16 protein-coding genes and 1 pseudogene are annotated in these 18,991 nt (G+C 51.6%); 8 read left to right on the forward strand and 9 right to left on the reverse strand.

Going from position 1 to position 18,991, the window contains the following annotated elements; all coding sequences use genetic code 11:
* Positions 1 to 74: 74 nt before the first annotated feature.
* Together AC3RCM_RS16725 and AC3RCM_RS16730 are read right to left on the reverse strand one after the other, a co-directional pair.
* A complete protein-coding gene (locus AC3RCM_RS16725; protein ID WP_014753565.1) occupies positions 75 to 284 on the reverse strand; it encodes a tautomerase family protein in 210 nt (69 codons plus the stop codon).
* A 69-nt stretch (positions 285 to 353) separates the two neighbouring features.
* Positions 354 to 1,085: an SDR family NAD(P)-dependent oxidoreductase gene (locus AC3RCM_RS16730; RefSeq protein WP_014591532.1), complete on the reverse strand. Its 732-nt coding sequence runs from the start codon at positions 1,083 to 1,085 to the stop codon at positions 354 to 356.
* Between the two features lie 113 nt (positions 1,086 to 1,198).
* On the opposite strand from AC3RCM_RS16730, the gene AC3RCM_RS16735 reads away from it, so the two are divergent.
* The 5 genes and pseudogenes from AC3RCM_RS16735 to AC3RCM_RS16755 all read left to right on the forward strand — a co-directional run bounded on the left by AC3RCM_RS16735 (position 1,199) and on the right by AC3RCM_RS16755 (position 5,849).
* Positions 1,199 to 2,125: a LysR family transcriptional regulator gene (locus AC3RCM_RS16735; RefSeq protein WP_064490815.1), complete on the forward strand. Its 927-nt coding sequence runs from the start codon at positions 1,199 to 1,201 to the stop codon at positions 2,123 to 2,125.
* 521 nt (positions 2,126 to 2,646) lie between these two features.
* Positions 2,647 to 4,041, forward strand: a complete 1,395-nt coding sequence (locus AC3RCM_RS16740) for a tyrosine-type recombinase/integrase (protein ID WP_103469097.1) — start codon at positions 2,647 to 2,649, stop codon at positions 4,039 to 4,041.
* A 51-nt stretch (positions 4,042 to 4,092) separates the two neighbouring features.
* A pseudogene (locus tag AC3RCM_RS16745) lies at positions 4,093 to 4,284 on the forward strand (tyrosine-type recombinase/integrase); the annotation flags it as partial.
* A 369-nt stretch (positions 4,285 to 4,653) separates the two neighbouring features.
* The gene (locus AC3RCM_RS16750) at positions 4,654 to 4,983 is read left to right on the forward strand and encodes an Arm DNA-binding domain-containing protein (RefSeq protein WP_232099756.1); all 330 of its coding nucleotides are present in this window, start codon (positions 4,654 to 4,656) and stop codon (positions 4,981 to 4,983) included.
* A gap of 5 nt (positions 4,984 to 4,988) precedes the next feature.
* Positions 4,989 to 5,849, forward strand: a complete 861-nt coding sequence (locus tag AC3RCM_RS16755) for a tyrosine-type recombinase/integrase (RefSeq protein WP_492629694.1) — start codon at positions 4,989 to 4,991, stop codon at positions 5,847 to 5,849.
* Positions 5,850 to 6,369: 520 nt separating this feature from the next.
* Here the strand turns inward: AC3RCM_RS16755 and AC3RCM_RS16760 are convergent.
* Positions 6,370 to 7,269, reverse strand: coding sequence for a LysR substrate-binding domain-containing protein (locus AC3RCM_RS16760; RefSeq protein WP_103469098.1), 900 nt, complete (start codon positions 7,267 to 7,269; stop codon positions 6,370 to 6,372).
* Positions 7,270 to 7,650: 381 nt separating this feature from the next.
* Here AC3RCM_RS16760 and AC3RCM_RS16765 point away from each other — a divergent pair, with 381 nt between their 5' ends.
* From AC3RCM_RS16765 to AC3RCM_RS16775, 3 genes are all read left to right on the forward strand, one after another.
* On the forward strand, positions 7,651 to 8,949 hold the full coding sequence (locus AC3RCM_RS16765; RefSeq protein ID WP_103469099.1) for an MFS transporter: 1,299 nt from the start codon (positions 7,651 to 7,653) through the stop codon (positions 8,947 to 8,949).
* Positions 8,931 to 9,611 carry a type 1 glutamine amidotransferase gene (locus AC3RCM_RS16770; protein WP_103469100.1) on the forward strand — a complete coding sequence of 227 codons (681 nt, stop codon included), beginning with the start codon at positions 8,931 to 8,933 and terminating at the stop codon, positions 9,609 to 9,611. Before AC3RCM_RS16765 ends, AC3RCM_RS16770 begins: the two co-directional genes overlap by 19 nt.
* Before the next feature lie 142 nt (positions 9,612 to 9,753).
* The gene (locus AC3RCM_RS16775) at positions 9,754 to 11,106 is read left to right on the forward strand and encodes an OprD family outer membrane porin (RefSeq protein WP_103469101.1); all 1,353 of its coding nucleotides are present in this window, start codon (positions 9,754 to 9,756) and stop codon (positions 11,104 to 11,106) included.
* A 2,012-nt stretch (positions 11,107 to 13,118) separates the two neighbouring features.
* Here AC3RCM_RS16775 and AC3RCM_RS16780 read toward each other — a convergent pair.
* The 6 genes from AC3RCM_RS16780 to AC3RCM_RS16805 all read right to left on the reverse strand — a co-directional run bounded on the left by AC3RCM_RS16780 (position 13,119) and on the right by AC3RCM_RS16805 (position 18,943).
* A complete protein-coding gene (locus tag AC3RCM_RS16780; protein WP_103469103.1) occupies positions 13,119 to 13,574 on the reverse strand; it encodes an Lrp/AsnC family transcriptional regulator in 456 nt (151 codons plus the stop codon).
* A gap of 10 nt (positions 13,575 to 13,584) precedes the next feature.
* On the reverse strand, positions 13,585 to 15,099 hold the full coding sequence (locus AC3RCM_RS16785; protein WP_103469104.1) for an aldehyde dehydrogenase: 1,515 nt from the start codon (positions 15,097 to 15,099) through the stop codon (positions 13,585 to 13,587).
* A 69-nt stretch (positions 15,100 to 15,168) separates the two neighbouring features.
* Positions 15,169 to 16,620, reverse strand: a complete 1,452-nt coding sequence (locus tag AC3RCM_RS16790; RefSeq protein ID WP_103469105.1) for an APC family permease — start codon at positions 16,618 to 16,620, stop codon at positions 15,169 to 15,171.
* 69 nt (positions 16,621 to 16,689) lie between these two features.
* A complete protein-coding gene (locus tag AC3RCM_RS16795) occupies positions 16,690 to 17,427 on the reverse strand; it encodes a glutamine amidotransferase-related protein (protein ID WP_158664648.1) in 738 nt (245 codons plus the stop codon).
* A 147-nt stretch (positions 17,428 to 17,574) separates the two neighbouring features.
* Positions 17,575 to 17,769 (reverse strand): ferredoxin, encoded by a 195-nt coding sequence (locus tag AC3RCM_RS16800; RefSeq protein ID WP_103469107.1) that lies wholly within the window; start codon positions 17,767 to 17,769, stop codon positions 17,575 to 17,577.
* 13 nt (positions 17,770 to 17,782) lie between these two features.
* Positions 17,783 to 18,943: a cytochrome P450 gene (locus AC3RCM_RS16805; protein ID WP_103469108.1), complete on the reverse strand. Its 1,161-nt coding sequence runs from the start codon at positions 18,941 to 18,943 to the stop codon at positions 17,783 to 17,785.
* Positions 18,944 to 18,991 lie beyond the last annotated feature (48 nt).

Genomic DNA, 18,991 nt, shown 5'->3' on the forward strand with positions numbered 1-18,991 from the left:
GTTCTCCTTCGCAAGCGTGTCGAGCCAAGGCCGCCCTGGAGGCGCTGATTCGCGCCGCCGGGGCAGTTCGGAGCTCATCCCTGAGTTTTTTTGCTGCGGTACTCGGTGGTGGTCATGCCGGCGTAGCCCCAGTTATCGGTGTCGACCTCCTCGATCACGATATGGGTGAGCTCAGGTTTCTTTCCGAGCACTCGCTGCAAGGTCTCTGTGATTTCCTTGATGACCTGGGCTTTCTGATCACGAGTGACGCCGTCGCGAGTGATGCGGACGCTGACGAAGGGCATGGTATTACTCCTATGGGGTGGGGAATTCAGGGCAAGGAGGCGGGATGCCTCCCCGTTACGTTCAGCCTATTACCATTTGCCGACACTCATACCGCCGTCGACCGGCAACACCACGCCCGTGGTGAACCCGGCGTTGGCCAGGTAAAGCACGGCGTCGGCAATGTCGCTGACGCGGCCGATGTGTCCGGCCGGTTGCAGGCCGTTTAGGAAGTCGAAGCTGGCCGGATCGTGCATCGGCGTCTCGATGATGCCGGGAGCCACCGCGTTAACCTGGATGTTGTGCGACGACAGCTCCAGCGCCAGGGCGCGGGTGACCTGGTTGAGGCCCCCCTTGATCAGCACCGGCAGGGCGGCGGGCACGGCGATGTTGGGTTGCAGCGCCACGGCAGCGGTGATGTTGATGATGTGACCCTGGCGCCGCTCGATCATGTGCGCGGCGGCGGCCTGGGAGGCGTAGACCACGCCCTTGAGGTTGGTCTCCAGCATGCCTTGGATGTCTTCCGGGCTGTATTCGATGAAGGGTTTGGGCAGGAAGAAGCCAGCGTTGTTGACCAACACGTCGACCTGGCCGAAGGCATCGATGCTGGCCTGAATCAGGCGGCGGGCGGTCTCAGGCTTGGCGATGTCGCCGGCCACGCCGATGAAGGCGGGGCTGTCCAGTTGTGCCTTGGCCTCGGCGAGGCGTCCGGCGGAGCGGGCATTGCCGACCACATTGAAGCCACTGGCGAGGAAAGCCTTGGCCAGGCCGAAGCCGATGCCGCTGGAGGCGCCGGTGATCACTACCGTTTTGCTGTTGCTCATGTCGTTTCTCCCAATCAGGTGGCGCCGAAGTGCGCCGTTGGGAGGACTATATTTTTGCTTCAGATAAGGATAAATATGGCAGCGAGAACTTAAGTTGATACATGGTGTAATCAATGCAGCGGCATTTCGACGACGTCCTACTCGGCAGCATCGAGTTGTTCTGTCTGGCGGCGGAGCTGGGCAGCTTCACCGCGGCCGCTCTCGCTGCGGGCGTGACGCCGGCAGCGGTCAGTCGCTCGATCAGCCGCCTGGAAGAGCGCTTGGGCTCCAGACTGTTCGTCCGTACCACCCGCAGCATCCGCCTGACCGAGGGCGGGCGAGGCTACTACGAACAGTGTCGTCAGGCGCTGACCCAGCTGATGGAGGCCGAACGGGTGGTGACAGGGCAGCAGCAGGAGCCTTCGGGCACACTGCGCATCAGCCTGCCCACGACCTACGGGCACCACCGCATCCTGCCGCTGCTGCCCGAGTTTCGACGGCGCTACCCGAAGGTGCAGGTCGACATCCACCTGGGCAACCGCAACATCGACTTTGTCGGCGAGGGCTACGACCTGGCCATCCGCGTGCGTGCACAGCCAGATTCGACCCTGATCGCCCGGCCGCTGGAAGACGCCCGGCTGGTGGTGGTGGCCACTCCAGATTACTTGGAACACGCGGGCGAGCCGCAGAGCCTTGAAGAACTGGCGCGGCATGACTGCATCCAGTTCGAACTGCCCAGCAGCGGTCGGCGCATCGCCTGGCTGTTCGACGAGGAGGGCCGCGAGCGGGAAGTCCTCACCGAGGGCGGCTACGTCTGCTCGGACGACGTGCTCGGTGGCGTGACCTTGGCCAAGCACGGCGCGGGACTGTTCCAGACCTACCGCTTCATCGTCGAGCGCGAGCTTGCCGAGGGCTCGCTGGTCGAGGTGCTGCGACCCTTCGCGGGCCGCTCGCGGCCGTTTACCCTGCTGTATCCCCAAGGCCGACACATGCCGTTGCGCCTGCGAGCCTTCGTCGACTTCATCATGGACAAGCAGCGCCACTGGGCCGCTGGCAGCTGAGGGGACGTATCACTCTGTATCAGTGCCATGGTGGATGCCGCGCCGATGGGCCAGCCTGTAGTTGGCCTTGGGCCGATGTGCGGTTTAGCACATGTCGGCCCAGCACCGGGCCGAGCCGGTGGCATGGATGGCCTCACGCTGCTACGCGCAAGGGCTAGGTCGCCCAGGTACGGGTCGAGCTGTTGCAAGCACAGTGCCGGCAGGCGTAAAACCCTGAGAAGTGACGCAAAAGTCACGCACATGAAAAAGGCCACTCCTTTCGGAAATGGCCTAAGTCATTGAATATATGGTCGGGACGGAGTGATTCGAACACTCGACCCCTTGCACCCCATTCAGTTAATTATAAGCATTCAGCGGAAATCAGTAGCATTCAAAAGAATTACCGAAAGCTAGCAACCATGGGGCTTTCAGACTAATATTTGGTCTAACCCAGTCCAGAGATTTCTACAGAGAGCCACTGCCACGGTAGGGGTATAAGTAGGGGTTTTTTGGGGCATCCTTCCGCCTGCAAGGGGTAGACAATGGCCAAGATAACCGTCAGAGAGCTCGAATCGCTCACTGCTGAGGATCACGGAAAAACCATCCGAGACGATGGCAACCTACTAGGCAAAGTTATCTCTCGTCAGAAAGGCGTCTCGGTGAGCTTCTATTACCGTTTCAAATGGGATGGAAAACACAAAGACTATGCTTGCGGCACCTGGGCCAAAAATGGCAGCAAGAGTAGAACACTATCTGAAATTCGATCTGAGCATAGAAGGGCAAGTCAACAAGTATCTGACGGTATTGACCCGACATCTGCCAAGAAAGCCGCCAAAATTGAAGCCCAAGCAAGCATCTCCGCCACCATTGCAGAGGCCGAACGCCATGCAGCGGAAAACAAGACTTTTGCAGACTTGTTCGACGAATGGTTGCGCGACGGTGTCTCCCGACAGGATGACAACGCGGAGCTGCAGCGCAGTTTCAAGAAAGACGTACTGCCTGTCATTGGCAAAAAACCATTGCGTGCCCTGACAGAGAAAGACTTGTTAGCTTCTTTACGCGCAGTTCGTACGCGTGGTCTAAACCGCACTGTGGTTATCCTATACAACGACATTGGACAGATGCTGCGCTGGGCCGAAAAGCGCAAACCGTGGCGATCGTTGATGATTGACGGCAACCCAATCGACTTGATCGATGTGCGGACACTGCTAGACCACGACTATCAAGAAGAACGTGACCGCCTGCTCTCTCCCGACGAAATCCATGAACTACAAGGCGTCTTTGCTCGCCTGGAGCATGACTATGACACCCTACCCGTCGGCCGGAAATACTCCGGCATCCGTCCTGTTAACTCTCGCGTGCAGTGCGCAGTATGGATCTGCCTAAGCACCCTCTGCCGGATAGGTGAGCTACTCAAAGCTGAATGGAAAAATGTGGACCTGGAGAAAGGCACTTGGTTCATCCCAGCACAGGCCACAAAAGGACGTAAAGGCAAGCGCCAGGATCACCATGTATTTCTATCACAATTTGCTTTGGCACAGTTCAAACGCTTGCAGGAAGAAACTGGAAGTAGCCCTTTCTGCTTCCCCAGCAAACACGGTGAATGCCATGTTGATACCAAGACCGTGAGTAAACTGATTGGTGATCGGCAGTGCCGGTTCAAGAAGCGCAGCAAACCATTGTCAGGTCGTCACCATGACGATTCGCTAGTGCTGAACAACGGCACAAAGGGTGAATGGACCCCACACGACCTTCGCCGTACCGGGGCGACCATGATGCAAGAACTTGGCGTCACTCTAGAGATTATTGATCGTTGCCAAAATCACCTGCTCGCAGGCTCCAAAGTACGCAGGCACTACCTCCACCATGATTATGCCAAGGAAAAAACTGAAGCATGGCGCCTCCTTGGAGACAGACTAGAAACAATACTGGCCTAGGAAAGAAATGAGCCGGGGGTGGGTAACTGAACGTTGAAGCCCAGCTCGTCAAGGCAGATGTCTCATGAGCATTTTGGCATCGATCCTATTGTGCTGGAGCTGCCGCTATCGCATCGGAAGCGAGGTGCGCTGGGAGCAGCTTACGCACGCGCTCAGCTCTTGAGTGGCCGGAAAGCCGCGCAACTGTGGGCAAACTGCTTAGATCAGCTTCGGAACAACACTAAGCGAGCGCTTGCAGATTAATCTGGCGCCCCCTGGCTTGAAGCCCCAACTGTTACGTCTCTGCCTTCTTTCTTTCCCGTAACACGCTAACCGAGTTTGGCGGAGGGTCCGGGATTCGAACTCAACAGGATAGTTCGATGTGTCAAGATTTTTTGGTTAAAAATCAATATTATATGGAAATCAGTTCGAATGTAGCGTAGTCATTATCAGCAGTTTTCCACTCCCGACCACCGGTATCCACTGAGTGACGTGCGGACGCTCTAGAGCAGCTACTTGGGCGTATTTTAGAGCTTGGTACGTTCTGTCCTATTCCGCTGTGTTCCTTCCACATCCAGGCTGTGAGTGGGGGACCAAATGGGGGACCAGATTTGAAGTTTGGAGGCTTCCGCCATGCCCAAGCTCACCGCGAAACAGGTTGAAACCCTTACCGACTTCGGCAAGTACGACGATGGTGACGGCCTTCGCCTGGTCATCCGTAAATCCGGAAAAGCATGGGTTTTGCGTTACCAACTCGCGGGCAAGCGTAAGGAAATCGGCTTGGGCCCCTATCCTCGCTATGGATTAAAGGAGGCCCGCTCGCGCGCCGACACCCACAGGGCATTGATCCGCGATGGCATCGATCCATTGGTACGGAAAGCCGAAACACACCAGGAAGTCGAAGAGCTGCCCGGGTTGCTCAAGAGAAAGGGCTGGAGAACACTTTCCGCACTTGCGCCCTAGACTTCATTGCAACCCATCGGGCTGGCTGGAAAAATGCCAAACACGCGCAACAGTGGACCAACACCCTGACCTCTTACGCTTTCCCATTCATTGGCGACACCCCCGTCGACAGCGTTGACGTCGAAGGTGTTTTGAATGTGTTGAAGCCTATCTGGACCAGAGTGCCTGAAACTGCTCGCAGGGTGCGCAATCGGCTCGAGCTGGTCCTCGACTACGCCAAGGCCAAAGAGCTGCGCCGCGGCGAGAATCCAGCCCGCTGGCGCGGTCATTTGGAGAAACTGCTGCCATCCGGAAGGAGTCTCAGCAAACATCACCATCACCCGGCGATGCCTTGGGCAGAAGTGCCCGCATTTGTCCAACAGGTGCGCACTTTGCCCGGAATCGGCCCGCGCGTGCTGGAGTTCATCATCCTTACCGCCGTGCGTACTAGCGAAGCATTGAACGCACGCTGGGACGAGTTCGATCTGGATGCCGGCGTCTGGGCCATACTTGAGGATCGAATGAAAGCCGGCGTTGCTCACCGAGTACCGCTCCCCCCTCAGGCTGTTGCATTGCTTAAATCCATGCAACACCCAATACGATCCTTTGTTTTCGAGCACCACAAGCGTGGGCAGCCGGTGTCAAACATGATTGGCCTCATGCAGATGCGCCGGATGGGCTTCGGGCATTTTACCGTGCATGGCTTTCGCTCCAGCTTCCGCGACTGGTGCGCCGAATGCACTAGTGCGCCTCGCGAAGTCGCCGAGATGGCGCTTGCTCATGCAGTAGAAAATCGCGTCGAAGCGGCTTACCGCCGAGGTGATTTGTTCACTAAGCGCATAGGGCTAATGCAGCAGTGGGCAGACTTTCTCGACAACGCTAAATGAAAGGGCGTTAGCCAAGACCGGTACAAATTGAAGCAGCGTTACGATTAGGCGGCGTGCTGAATAGACATAGGGATTGAAGGACACACGGGCAGGTTCTTCACTGTGAGACTTCATATCAACCTGAGCATTGAATGGTAATCTCCAAGATGGATTCTAGGATATGATATGACTCGCATCTGGCATGCGGGCCGTTGAAATAAAGGGGTTTCTACGTTCCCTTAAAAAGGAATAGCCTTGATTCTGGACTTCTTTCCAAGGATTTCAATTACTGGCTCGGCCTCAACTGATGACAGCACAATCGTTCACGGCCTGGCGCTGGGAAAAACAGGACCATGATATAGAGTCCATGCCTGGACAAGGCCCTAGACATTCGACGTATGCGCGCAGCGTGAAGGCGAAGATGTTGGACAGCCTTCAACACTCGCCGCCGACGTGACTTCACGACTTAAATTTCAAGAGAGAAGCCGGCCGAAGGCGGGAGGAAGAATCCAGCATGACCGCAAATTAGCTTTCGAAGACACTAGACCACGGCTCTGGGAAACGCCTCGCTAAGGGCTCTAGTCAACCACTCCATAAACCACTCCGCATCAATGCTCAGCTGTTGTGATGGAGTTAAAAGATAATACGCCTCCATGAAAGCAGACTGCTCTACACACTGCACCAAGGTGCCATCCTTTAACTCGTCACTGACAAGCACCTCTGTCGCCAATGCGACACCGTAACCACGCTCAGCCTGGTGGAGTACCAGCTCGTTGCTGATATGCGAAGCGTCAGCTTTGACGCGGATTTTGAGGCCCTGAGCAGCGAACCAAGCATTCCAGCACGTTCCGTCATCAACGTGTATCAGCTGACAGCTTGGCAGCTCAGCAAGCGTGGGTCGTTTAGGCAGGTTAGCGAGATACCCAGGCGAACAGACCGCAAATGCCTCTGGACGAATCAAAACTTTTCGTATGCCTGAAAGGTTGCTCGGTAACCCATAAGCAATTCCCAAATCGGCCTGCCGATGCTCCACTGAGGTAAAGGAGGAATTTGGCTCAATAGCGACTTTCAGCCCCGGTCGTAACTCTCGTAGTTCACCAATGCGAGGAGTCAACCAACGTGAGGCGAACGCCGGAGCGCAAAGGATTCGCAGCCAGCGCTCCTCAGCTCTTTGCGATTGACGGGCTCCCGCCTCTACCAAGATCTGAAGCGCCTGCGATGCAGCTTGGTAATAGTCCGCTCCGGCGGCAGTCAAGATCACGCCTCTTGGTGTTCGATCAAAAAGTCGAACACCCAGCCAATCCTCCAAAATTTTCACATGCCTACCGATGGCAGGCTGCGTAACGTGCAGGGCTTGGGAAGCTGCAACGTAACTGCCCAAGCGAGCGGCGGCCTCAAATGCACGGACTGCGTTCAGGGGGGGCAGACGGTCAATATTCAAGCCCGGACCTCCGGTGTTAGTTTTTTTAATACCTAAGCGAAGTTTATTCTGCTTTTCGGATTAACTCAAGTTCACGATACTCGAAACCAGCGTACGAACTCTCATAGAGGATCTAATCATATTAGGCATTATAGCAACAATAAGGCTATTCCCTTCCACGTCGACGTCAAGAGGCACTGGCAGCGCCATCTGCTCAGATGAGGCCTTGGCTAACGGACCGTCGCTGAGCGACAAACGGCATACGTAACGAGGAAAACTTCCAGAAAACGTTCAAGCGCACTGCAGCCTGACTACAAACTTGTAGAATTCAACTGTGGGCTCAATAATAATATCTGCCATTCATCACTCACGAAATACCTGTTTTAGAAGGAGATCCAGGCCATGACGTCAACAGTCGACACAGCACTCCAGAAGGTTACGCTACGACTGATACCGTATCTACTTTTACTTTATGTAGTTGCCTATATTGATCGTGCGAACATTAGCTTTGCTGCACTGGAGATGAATGCATCGCTGGGTTTTGATGCAAGTATTTACGGACTCGCAGCGGGCATATTTTTCATCGGATACTTTATCTTTGAGGTACCCAGCAACATCTTACTCGCTAAATTCGGCGCCAAAATATGGATCGCGCGCATTCTAATGAGTTGGGGAGTTGTGGTCATTTTGACTGGTTTCGTTCAAAATGCAACTCAGCTTCATATTTTAAGATTTTTGCTGGGACTCGCTGAAGCAGGATTATTTCCAGGTCTGATTTACTACATGGCCTCATGGTTCCCAAAGAAGAGCATGGCAAAGAACGTGGCTATGTTTATGTCTGCGATTCCTGTGGCTTATATCATCGGCGGCCCAATTTCAGGTTGGTTGATTGACAATGTTACGGGCCTTAGCCTGGAAGGCTGGCGCTGGATGTTCATCATTGAAGGTGCTGCAGCTGTCGTTCTTGCACCAATTACCTACTTCTACTTGACAGATAGCCCGCCGAAGGCGCACTGGCTGACTGAAGACGAAAAGCAGGCATTATTGTTGGAAGTCAATGCCGGTGGATCGGCTACGATGCACGAGCAGGATCATAGTGCTTTCACCCACCCTACTGTCTGGTATCTGTCGGCCCTGTACTTTTTTTACATCAGCGGAACGCTTGGATTGATGTACTTTCTACCACAAATAGTTAAGCAACTATCAGGTACAGCTTCGGCAACTCAGGTAGGCTTGATCTCTGCAATACCCTACATCGTGGGCGGCGTATTTATGAACGCGTGGGCGAGACGTTCCGATCGCAAAAGTGAGCGCTACGCACATGCGGCGGCCCCATTGCTGTTAGTGATCTTGGCTTACGCAGCGATGATCAGCGGGCAACTTACAAGTACCGTAAGCATGTTGGGAGCACTGATCGTTGCGATCGTTGGAGTTTTTGCATTCAACGGGCCATTCTGGTCTATTCCTAGCCAGTTACTACCGAGAAAAAGTTCTGCAGCCGGAATAGCCATTATCAACTCATGCGGTGGTCTAGGTGGATTCGCCGGCCCATACCTCATGGGTTATTTGTCTAAAATAAGCGGCAGCAACCAACTTGGGCTTTCCATTTTGTGTGGTTTTCTAGTGGCAAGCACCATCATGCTGTTAGCGCTCAAAAAAAACAAACGATTGGGAGGCATCAAATGCGAGTCCATTTCCTAGCTCATATGCCAAGAGCTGGCATCGGCAACATCGAGTATTGGGCGCGTGAGCGAAGCCACACTTTAACTGGCACAAACTTGCACGAACAAATCATTTGGCCCAAACTATCTAGCTTTGACCTATTGGTGGTATTAGGAGGAAACCCAGAGGAATGCGAGGCCTGGCTCCAGGACGAGATCGAATTTATCAAGGAATCCATTCTAGCCGGCAAAAAAGTCCTAGGTATTTGCCTCGGTTCACAACTACTCGCTGAGGCACTAGGAGGGAAGCTGGTTCCTCATACGCACTCTGAATCAGGCTGGTTGCCCGTCTTGCTGAATGACGCTGGAACTCAGAGCAGGCTATTGAAAGGCGTGGCTAATAAAACACCTCTTTATTTTTTTCACCGGAATACCTTCATCCTTCCGGAAACATGTATTCTGCTTGGTTCAACAGAGGCATGTCGCAACCAGATTTTCTCGTGGAATGACCAGGTTCTGGGATTCCAAGCCCACCCAGAAATGCTACCGGAGACGATGGAATATCTCTGGAAACATAAGTCAACAGCATTACCAACTGGCGAACACAATAAAATGTCCGAAAAGGACTCTGAGGAACTGATGAAAATCATAGTCGCTCGTCAATTCATGTTCAGAGTTCTAGACAATCTCGTTAACGCCTAATCAACCCTCTTAAATACCCAGTAACGACAACTTCAGCTCTGCCAAAAACCATCCTTGGGCGAATAGTAAGGTGACCATCTTACACGACCAGCTAGCCTACGTTCGCCCAACATCATAAAAAGCAGGATATAGGGCTTGAAACATGCCATCTCGATATTCTCTACTCACAATATTTTCACTGTGCGCACCATTTGTTCAAGTTGCACTCGCTGCACCGAGTGCTGACAGTGAGGGTTTCTTGGAAGGGTCAAGACTCTCGTTGAACCTTCGTAATTTTTACGCAGTTCAACGTACATCGGGTACCACGCTGCTTAGTGTAAAGAAACCGTGGGGTGCCGAGACCACCCGTGATCGAACGACCTGGGTCCAGGCAGCGATGCTGAATTATTCTTCTGGATATACACTTGGGAAGATAGGATTTGGTTTGGATGCCAGCATGTTCAGTGCAGTAACCCTCGAGCGGGGTCATGGCGCGATTGCTAACGGTGCCGACCGAGTTCTCGTGGATAGCGACGGCGATGCGATTCCGACGTGGAGCCGCCTAGCTGTTGCGGACGTAAAATTCAAAGCCTCGAAAACGGAGATCAAAGTGGGCCGGATGATGGTCGACAATCCCATGCTACGCCCAAAAGACAACCGCGCCCTTCCATCCAGCTTTCAAGGCACTGCTATTTCGAGTAACGAATGGGATTGGTTGAAGATACAGGCAGGCAGCTTCGATAAAGCGATTCTGCGTACGGGCAGCAGATCCGAAGACCTTGCCTCATATTATGGCAACAGGGCGATCAAGGGTGATCGCCTGAATTACCTTGGAGCAACAGCCCGAGTTTACCCGAACCTTGACGTCAGCTTATTTGGCTCCAGGTTTGAGAATATGTGGGATCAAGGTTATCTCGGCATCACCCACAAGCTCGTCTCCAACGAAGGTTATTCCCTCAAGACTGCCTTCAGCTACTACCACACCCAAGACCAAGGCGAGATGCGGCTCGGGTACATAAAGAATGACGCATATAGCTTGGCCGTCACAGGAAGCCATGCTGGCCATAGCCTGACGCTCGCTTGGCAGCAGGTGATGGGCGACGAATATTTCGATTACGTGTTCGAGTCGACCAGCAACTACCTCGCTAACGCCCTGTTTTCGGATTACAACGGCCCCAACGAAAAATCTTGGCAGCTTCGATACGACTTAGATTTCGCCGTGTTTGGCGTACCTGGCCTGGCTCTGACCCTCTGGCATGCTAAGGGTTGGGACATCGACGGAACGCATTACAATGGCGATCGAAATGGACATGCCACAGGTTACAACGTCAGAGGCCTTGACGGCGCCACCCATGATGAGAACGGCTTACTCTTATCTTACGTGGTGCAATCAGGGCCATTGCAGGCATGGAATTTCAAGACGATTGTTTACAACCACCGTGGCTCCCCGGGACAGATTGATGGCAGCTACGACGAATTCCGCCTAGTAACCACGATCCCCATCAAGATTTTCTAACCTCCCTACAGGTTTGGCCGGGCCGCATCAAAAAGCCAGGCCAAACCTGCTTTTCTAAGGCTGCATATGATTTAGGCTAATGAGTCGTAAGCGTTCGGCCATGACTTGCCGTGGCGCTCACCTAAAACACTCGAGCCCGCAGTGGTGCCTCGATCAGCGTTTCGCAATGACGGCAGGCCCAATCGCCACGCTCGTGTTGCTCGATGGTTACCATATGCAGCTTCTAGTTCAGCTTCTCAAAGATGTCTTCGCCGATGCGCTGGACTTGGCTATCGCGAGCGCATTAGGCGATTCTCGGTTAGTTGCGAGCTACCGTGCGGGGAAGCTGCGGCGATTGAGACACACGCGGGCTGCTGGTAAGACTCAACTGGCGTGACAGGTGGTTTAACCGCCTTCAGTTCTGCTTCTGTAGCGGCAAATGCCCAATGCCTGGTCAATGGAACTTACCTTGGTTTACGCGCAGGGTCGCAAGCCGAACACCCATTCCTTCACGCCTCAGGACTTTCATTCGGCTCGCTCAGAACGTAGTGAGCGGAGAAACGCTGTGCGATTTGAACACACAAACGCAGCAATCAGCCGAACTTATGCTGCCTCGGTGCTGGCACGTACTTCCATCGGTGCGGTAGCGAGCCAAAACGCAACGATGCGTCTCACCCCGGATAACGTGGGCATAGCTGCTGGATCTGAGGTTGACCATGATCGATGCCCCGCCGATGGACAACTCGATCATCGCCGAGGCTCGGCTTAGTCGCTTAGGTGTTGCATTCAACCGAAACCAGCCGTTAGCGTATGTGTGTACCGCTCTCGATAAGGTGGCAGCGATCTGCGAATGACTTTGGGCAACGTGTTCAATATCATGCGAAGGGCTTTAGGCGAGCACTGGTCACCGCTAGATGTGCACTTCACCATGGCCGACCAGAGTGCGGGCACGATTATCAGAAAGCTTTTCATACCGAAGTTCGATTTTAACAGAACTCCAACGCCTTGATTTTGAACGCTTCGGATCCCCAGGTCCTTCTCATCGCTGAACAAAGCTTCAGTGTGTTGCGACTATCCAACTCGGTGCTCTTTACCGTGGACGTATGAGTCCGATTCGAAATCGTAGAGTTCATCCATACTGAAGTGCCACGCATCGAGCAGGTGACGAACCGCTTAGGGCTCAAGATCTGGACATTGACCCGTCAACTCAAAGATGAAGGGCATACCTTCTCCAGCCTATTCGACTCAGTACGCAAAAAGCTCGCTTGTTACTACATAGAAAACCCCAATGAGTATCTCAAGACACGTCGAGATTCTTGGCTATACAGAGAGTTCGAGCTTTACTAATGCTTTGAAACGATGGGCTGGGATTTCTCCAAAGCGTTGGATAGAGCGGGCCAGTGGCTTGCCATATATCGAAGGGCAACAGCCCTAAAAGCCATATACCCTCCATTGCAACTACACAAAGCATGATTGCCCTTACCGGTGAAGCAATAGCCATTATCACCAGAAACAGCCAACCTTTGATTGCATAAATAAGGGAGACAGTTCAGAAAATAGGCATACTATGTATTCTGGAAGATTGTCGCTCATGGTCAGGCATCGCCTAGTAATCGGTCGATAGCTGTAAGGCAGCACCAAGTTTGAGACAACTCAATGTGCGGAATCACAGTTCGTACGGTGGCTGGGCTCCCAGGAAACTGAACGACGCAGAACAACTCCGCAAACTATTTGAAACACGAGATGGAGACCGAGATCTCGATCGCCTGTTTGAAAAGACTCGACACGATCTCAATGAAGCAGTCCTGACCTGTCTACGATGGAGGAGAACTCTTGGTAGCGCCATTACGACCGCAGTCGCAATCGACTCGATTTATATCTCTTGGCGGTATCAATTCCCATACCGATCTTACAAATTAAGAAAAATCGAAAAGCATCGGAACCACATCGTAGCAAACGAGGGCTGTCTAAATAAATCGACTATGAATGCGACTGAGCCAAGAACAATTCCCAGCCTACGCAACTAATCACCACTATAAAAGCCCTTGGATACGCGAACTGAATGGCGAAGTAATCACCACATCAACATTTACGTAGGCATATTTTTTAATACTATCAAGTCTATTATCCAACTCTTCCAAGCTGGCTGCGCACGCACGACAATGGAACGGATAGTCACCGCCAACTGTATCAAAATGCGTAACATTCTTCATCTGCACTAGCATATTATAAACATTTTCCCTCTCACCTGCTTCTGGACGGATTCGTAAGATGGCTTCAACACCGAACCCCAGTGCCGCAATAGAAACATCCAGTGAAAACCTCCTAACCACACCATTAGTCAAAAGCCTACTTACTCTATTCTTACACGCATGTGATGATAACCCAACAATTTTGGAAAGCGCTTTGAGCTTAACATTACTATCAACAGACAGAGCCTTTATGATTAGCCGATCAATGGAGTCGACAGCAGCAGGTGAATTACTCATTGACAGCTGCTCAATTTTTAATATCCATTAGAGTCGTCTTAACTGAAGTGCACTCATCAAAAGCACGCATAGATTTATCTCGACCATGCCCTGACTGTTTTATACCGCCAAAAGGCGTCGTTAAATCGCATGTATTGTAGCAGTTAACATATACAACTCCAGCCCGCAATTTTTTTGCAATCTGATGAGCTTCAGAAAGCTTATCACACCAAACTCCTGCCCCGAGACCATAGGACGTATCATTGGCGACAGCGACCGCTTCAGTGGCACTGTCTACAGTTATTATTGATAAGACAGGCCCAAAAACTTCCTCCCTAACTATCTCCATGTCGTTCGATACATTGTCAAAAATCGTTGGCACAATATAAGATCCGCCAGTTTCCACAAATGCACGCTGCCCCCCTGTGATAAGTTGAGCACCACTTGTAACAGCCCGTTCTATGTAACCCATCACTCGATCAGCGTGGCGAGCATCAACCACTGCTCCTACACGAGTGGCAGGTGACAGCGGGTCCGCTGGCTGCATCATTTCGGCAACCTTCATCACTGCATCAACAACTCGCGAATGTACAGAACGCTCCACGATCAATCTTGAGGGTGCGATGCAAGTTTGCACCTGATTGCTGAACATCCTTTCTGCAACTATTGAAGCCGCCTTCTCGATATCCGAGTACGACGAAAGAATAATTGATGGACTCTTTCCACCCAACTCCAAGCTAACTTTCTTAAGATTACTTCTGGCGGAATACTCCATCAACAAACGGCCAGTTGCCGTAGATCCTGTAAAGAGTATTCCGTCAACATCATTATGCAAGGCTAGAGCTTTTCCCGCAGTACGCCCTAACCCCGGCACCACATTCAAGACCCCTTTAGGAACCCCGGCTTCAATCGCTAATTGAGCCAATCGAATGGCTGTCAGTGGTGACTGTTCAGCAGGCTTAAGGATTACCGAATTTCCCATTGCTAATGCTGGAGCGACTTTCCAAGCAGCCGTAAGTAAAGGGTAATTCCAGGGCACAATGGCCCCGACAACGCCTAGAGGCTCCCTCGTAATCATTCCCAAGTGTCCATCTGAGGTAGGTGCGATGTCCTCGTAGAGTTTGTCTATGGCTTCTGCGTACCATTGGAAGCACTGCGCGACGGCGGGGATATCAACGTTCCATGAAGAAGAAATTGGTTTTCCCATATCCATGGTTTCTAAAAGGGCTAGCTCGTCTTTGCGGGCAAGCACCAGATTCGCCAGTTTGTTTAAAATCTGTTTACGCATGATGAGAGGCATTCCGGCCCATCGCCTGTCTTCAAATGCAGTTCTAGCGCTTGCAACTGCAAGATCTACGTCCGCAGATTTCCCTGACGCGATACGGGCCAAAAACCGCCCATCAATAGGTGAGTAACAATCGAAAACCCCTCCGTCAAGGGCTTCAACAAACCTACCATTTATGAAACAACGACCTTCATACGGCTGCTGTCGCGCCTTATCATGCCAATACTGTGCATAAATCGGATGCCTAGCAAGTGCGTCCATGGTTTTCCCTTAATGGAGAGGAGCTGGATACGCCACCGAAGCCGTGGCTAACGGTGGCGCAGGCACAAGTCAACGCATAGCATCCAAAATCGCATCAAACCGTTTCGGTGCCTTTATTTTCATAACTATCCCACCAAGACTTCCTATAAGAAACGCAACTGCCAGGGCTACAATAATCAGTGTGTTTACCAAGCTCCCTTCCGAACCTGTGAGGGCTGACAAGTTCATCAGGGCTATATAAAGAAAGCCGCTAAGCGCCACAAATGCGAGACCTGGCGCAAATTTTGTTTTCCAAGCGCTTCCCAAGCCCTGGTGCCGTGCGAAATACAGAATTACCGACAAGCAAGCCAACACAACGATCATCATATAACCGAGCGTGCCAGCTGCGGCGCCAGTAGCATAGACTTCGGTTGCTGGGTCAAGACCGAGTAAAACTGCCGCTGCAATCAGAATAATTGACACGATAGTTTGAACAGCCGAGGCAACATATGGAGAGCAATGCACATCATGGACCCTAGCTAACTGTGCCATAAGAACACCACAAGAGCCCAACACGTACTTGTAGCGCGCTACGATGTTATGAATTGATATCACGACGGCAAAAAGACTTGTAATCAGGAGGAGTTGAGCTGCGTCCTTTGCGACATGACCTAAGTAAGTGGACACCAAATCAAGATACATGCCTTCAGGATTATGCGTCGCCACATCAACTACTTTATCCAGACCAATACCCGTTACAACACAGTAAAAGGAGACGCAATAGAGCAATGAGATAAACCCCACAGCGATATAGGTTGCTTTCGGAATAGAGCGCTCTGGATCAACCGCCTCCTCTCTATAAACAACTGTTGACTCAAACCCAATGAATCCGAAAATTGTAAATAGCAAGCCAAGGCCAGGTGATCCGGACAGTACCTCAGACACAGAAAATGGCTCGATCGAAAAACCACCGTGTGCCGTATTAATAATTACGGACAAATCGACAAACATAATAACTAAAATCTCCAACACCAAAGCCACACCAAGAACTTTGGCACTGAGCTCCACATTCCTATAGCCAAGAAACCCAACAAAACCGATGACCATTACAGTGAAGACCCACCATGGAACATGCATATCAGTCAACGATGAAAATGTATTGCTAAGTACGATCCCCAGATAGGCTTCAAGCGCTATCAAAACGAGTGTATATGAAAATACAGCCAGAGAAGCTGCACCCAAGCCAAATACTCGCCCCATTCCTTTCAGAATGTAAGCATAAAAAGCTCCTGCATTGTCGATGTATTTAGACATCGCAACGAATCCAACCGAAAACAGCAGCATGACAAAACCAACTGTTAAGGCATCAACCGGAGCCGCAATACCATTACCAAAACTAATAACGAGAGGACTTATACCAGCCATTACCGTTAGTGGTGCTGCAGTGGCAACCACCATCATTGCGATTCCGATAGGCCCCAAGTTCCCTTTCAGCTGTTTATTTCCGGGATCTTCAGAGCGCTCAACATTTGGTGAAGTCATTTCTTATTCTCCGTTAACGATATACGTAACATTCTTCACACATTTACGGAATTGTGAGTTGAGGCATCCTTACCCAATAGCGCGGTCGCTCGCGGCCCGAGGAATCACAAGGTGCTGCAGCCAGTTTATTAATTCAAGCGGCCGGTACTCAAACAGTGTCATGTCAACTCCGCAGCAAAGCTGATTCAAGCGAGGAGAATCTAATTCATGATTATAGCCTTCAATTAATGCTGCAATTTCCTCAACATTTTTAAGACTATCGAACGTCCCATCTGCAACTAGCGACTTTGCGCTTTCACGAAGGTATCCAGCTTGGTCCCTTCCCAAAAGTTCAGGATGGTATTGAACACCCCAGAATATCGACTTATCGAACTTGATTTCAGCAGCTTGTATGAACTTTCCATTTCGAGCCGTAACAACTGCACCTTGAGGCAACTCAATCACCTCATCGGAATGAAAGGAAAACTCATCGAATCGCAGGTTACGGCTCTTATGCATTGGGTGTTTCGTTCCGGCATCCGTGAGCTGGATACCAGCAGCGAATGGCGTCTCACATATCCCATAGTCTGCCCGGTTAGGACCCACCCGGCCTCCAGCAGCTGCAGCGGCGAGTTGTAACCCCCAACAAATACCGAAAAGCGGTACGCCGGACGCGAAAGCTTTACGCGCAAAATCCAACTGCCTGGCAGTACTCGGCTGCCCATCATAAATGTGTGAATTTGATCCGGTGAAGAGTATGCCGTCGTACAAATGCAAAGGGAGCGTTCGCACAGGATCAGGGTCCGCCGGAAATACGATTTCGATCACTATGTCATTGTCCATAGCCAAGAGCAGCCCAGCTATATGCTCGCTTGGGGTACACCCGGTGTACTCAGTGAACGACGCCCTATCTTCCCTGGTATTACCGTCACAAATCAAAACTCGGATAATCACCACGAACCCTGCCCCTCACTGTCAGGAAATTTTGATGGCCAATTCGGGACAGTTAGCGCAGGCTTTCTTTACGCTATCCTGTAGCTCTGACGGGACATCTTCAAAACCAGGCTTTACTTTTGCATAACCCTCGTCATCGATTTCAAATACTTCCGGAGCAAAATAAACACAACGTGCATGACCTTGGCAGCGAGCTTCATCAACTTGAACTTTCATAGTTAACCCCTCATCAAAAAGCGAGTTTCAGCGGACCGACCCCATGCCATTTTTCACTAGGGTCTGCAGGGCGAAACTCAGGTACGGCTCGCAGGAACTCTTCGATCCCTACAACGAGCTCACGACGGCCCAGGTTTGAACCCAGGCAACGATGGATACCACCGCCAAAAGCCAAATGACGATTTTCTTGGCGCCCGATATCAATCTTGTCTGGATCCGGGAAGATTTCTTCGTCACGATTGCCCGCGCCAAAGACCAACATGACGCGGTCACCTTCCTTGATCTCTTGACCTCTGATCACGGTGTCCTTCAGGCAGGTTCGCCCCATCACTTGAACTGGAGACAATGTACGGAGAAACTCTTCACAGGCCATGGGGATCAACTCGGGATTTTCACGAAGTTTGCGCTGATCCTCAACGTTATTTGCGAGGTGCCACAAACCGGCTCGAATGGACCATGCCGTAGTATCGAGTCCTGCCAGGAAAAGCAGATAACAATAGCGAAGAAGTTCGTCGCGGGTCAGTGGACGCCCATCCAACTTAGCCTTGCAGAGATAGTCCATCAGGGTCTGATTTTCACCTGGATCTTCCCATTTATCGAGAAGGTCCCCGAAGTATGCAAAGACATCTCTGCATGCTTGCTGAGCAACTTCAGGTTTTTCTACCCGCTCATAAATAATGTCATCGACCCATTTATCGAACTTTGGCCAGTCACTTTCTGGATAGCCAGCTAGACGACTAAAGATGATAGTCGGCAATGGTCGAGAATATTGATACGAGGCGTCAGCACCGCTACCTTTCTTAGCAAATTCTTCAGCCAAGCTTCGAGCAGTATCTCGAATTGGTTGCTCTAGTTTTTTGAGTTCTTGTGGAGTAAACAAAGGCAGCAAGATTCGCCGATAGGCTGTATGTTCTGGCGGATCAATGTCGATTGGAGGCAGCTGAATTCCTTCAGATACGGAAGGGACCATCATCGACGGGGCAACAGAGAATGCCTGAGGATCTTGCTCTGCGGCAAAGATATCGTCACTTTTGGTCAAAAACCAGAAACCGCCATAGTGCTTGCTGCGTCCAACTGGGCAACCGTTACGCAACGCTGCGTACGTATCAAAAATATTGTCTAGTGCTTCGCCATGAAAATCAAAATTTTCAGCAATTTTATTTACGTCGCTCATCCCATCATTCCTCGCTACTCTTTAGCCGCCGCCCAGATCGACGACGGC

Source organism: Pseudomonas sp. GW823-FHT05G12, assembly GCF_058795575.1.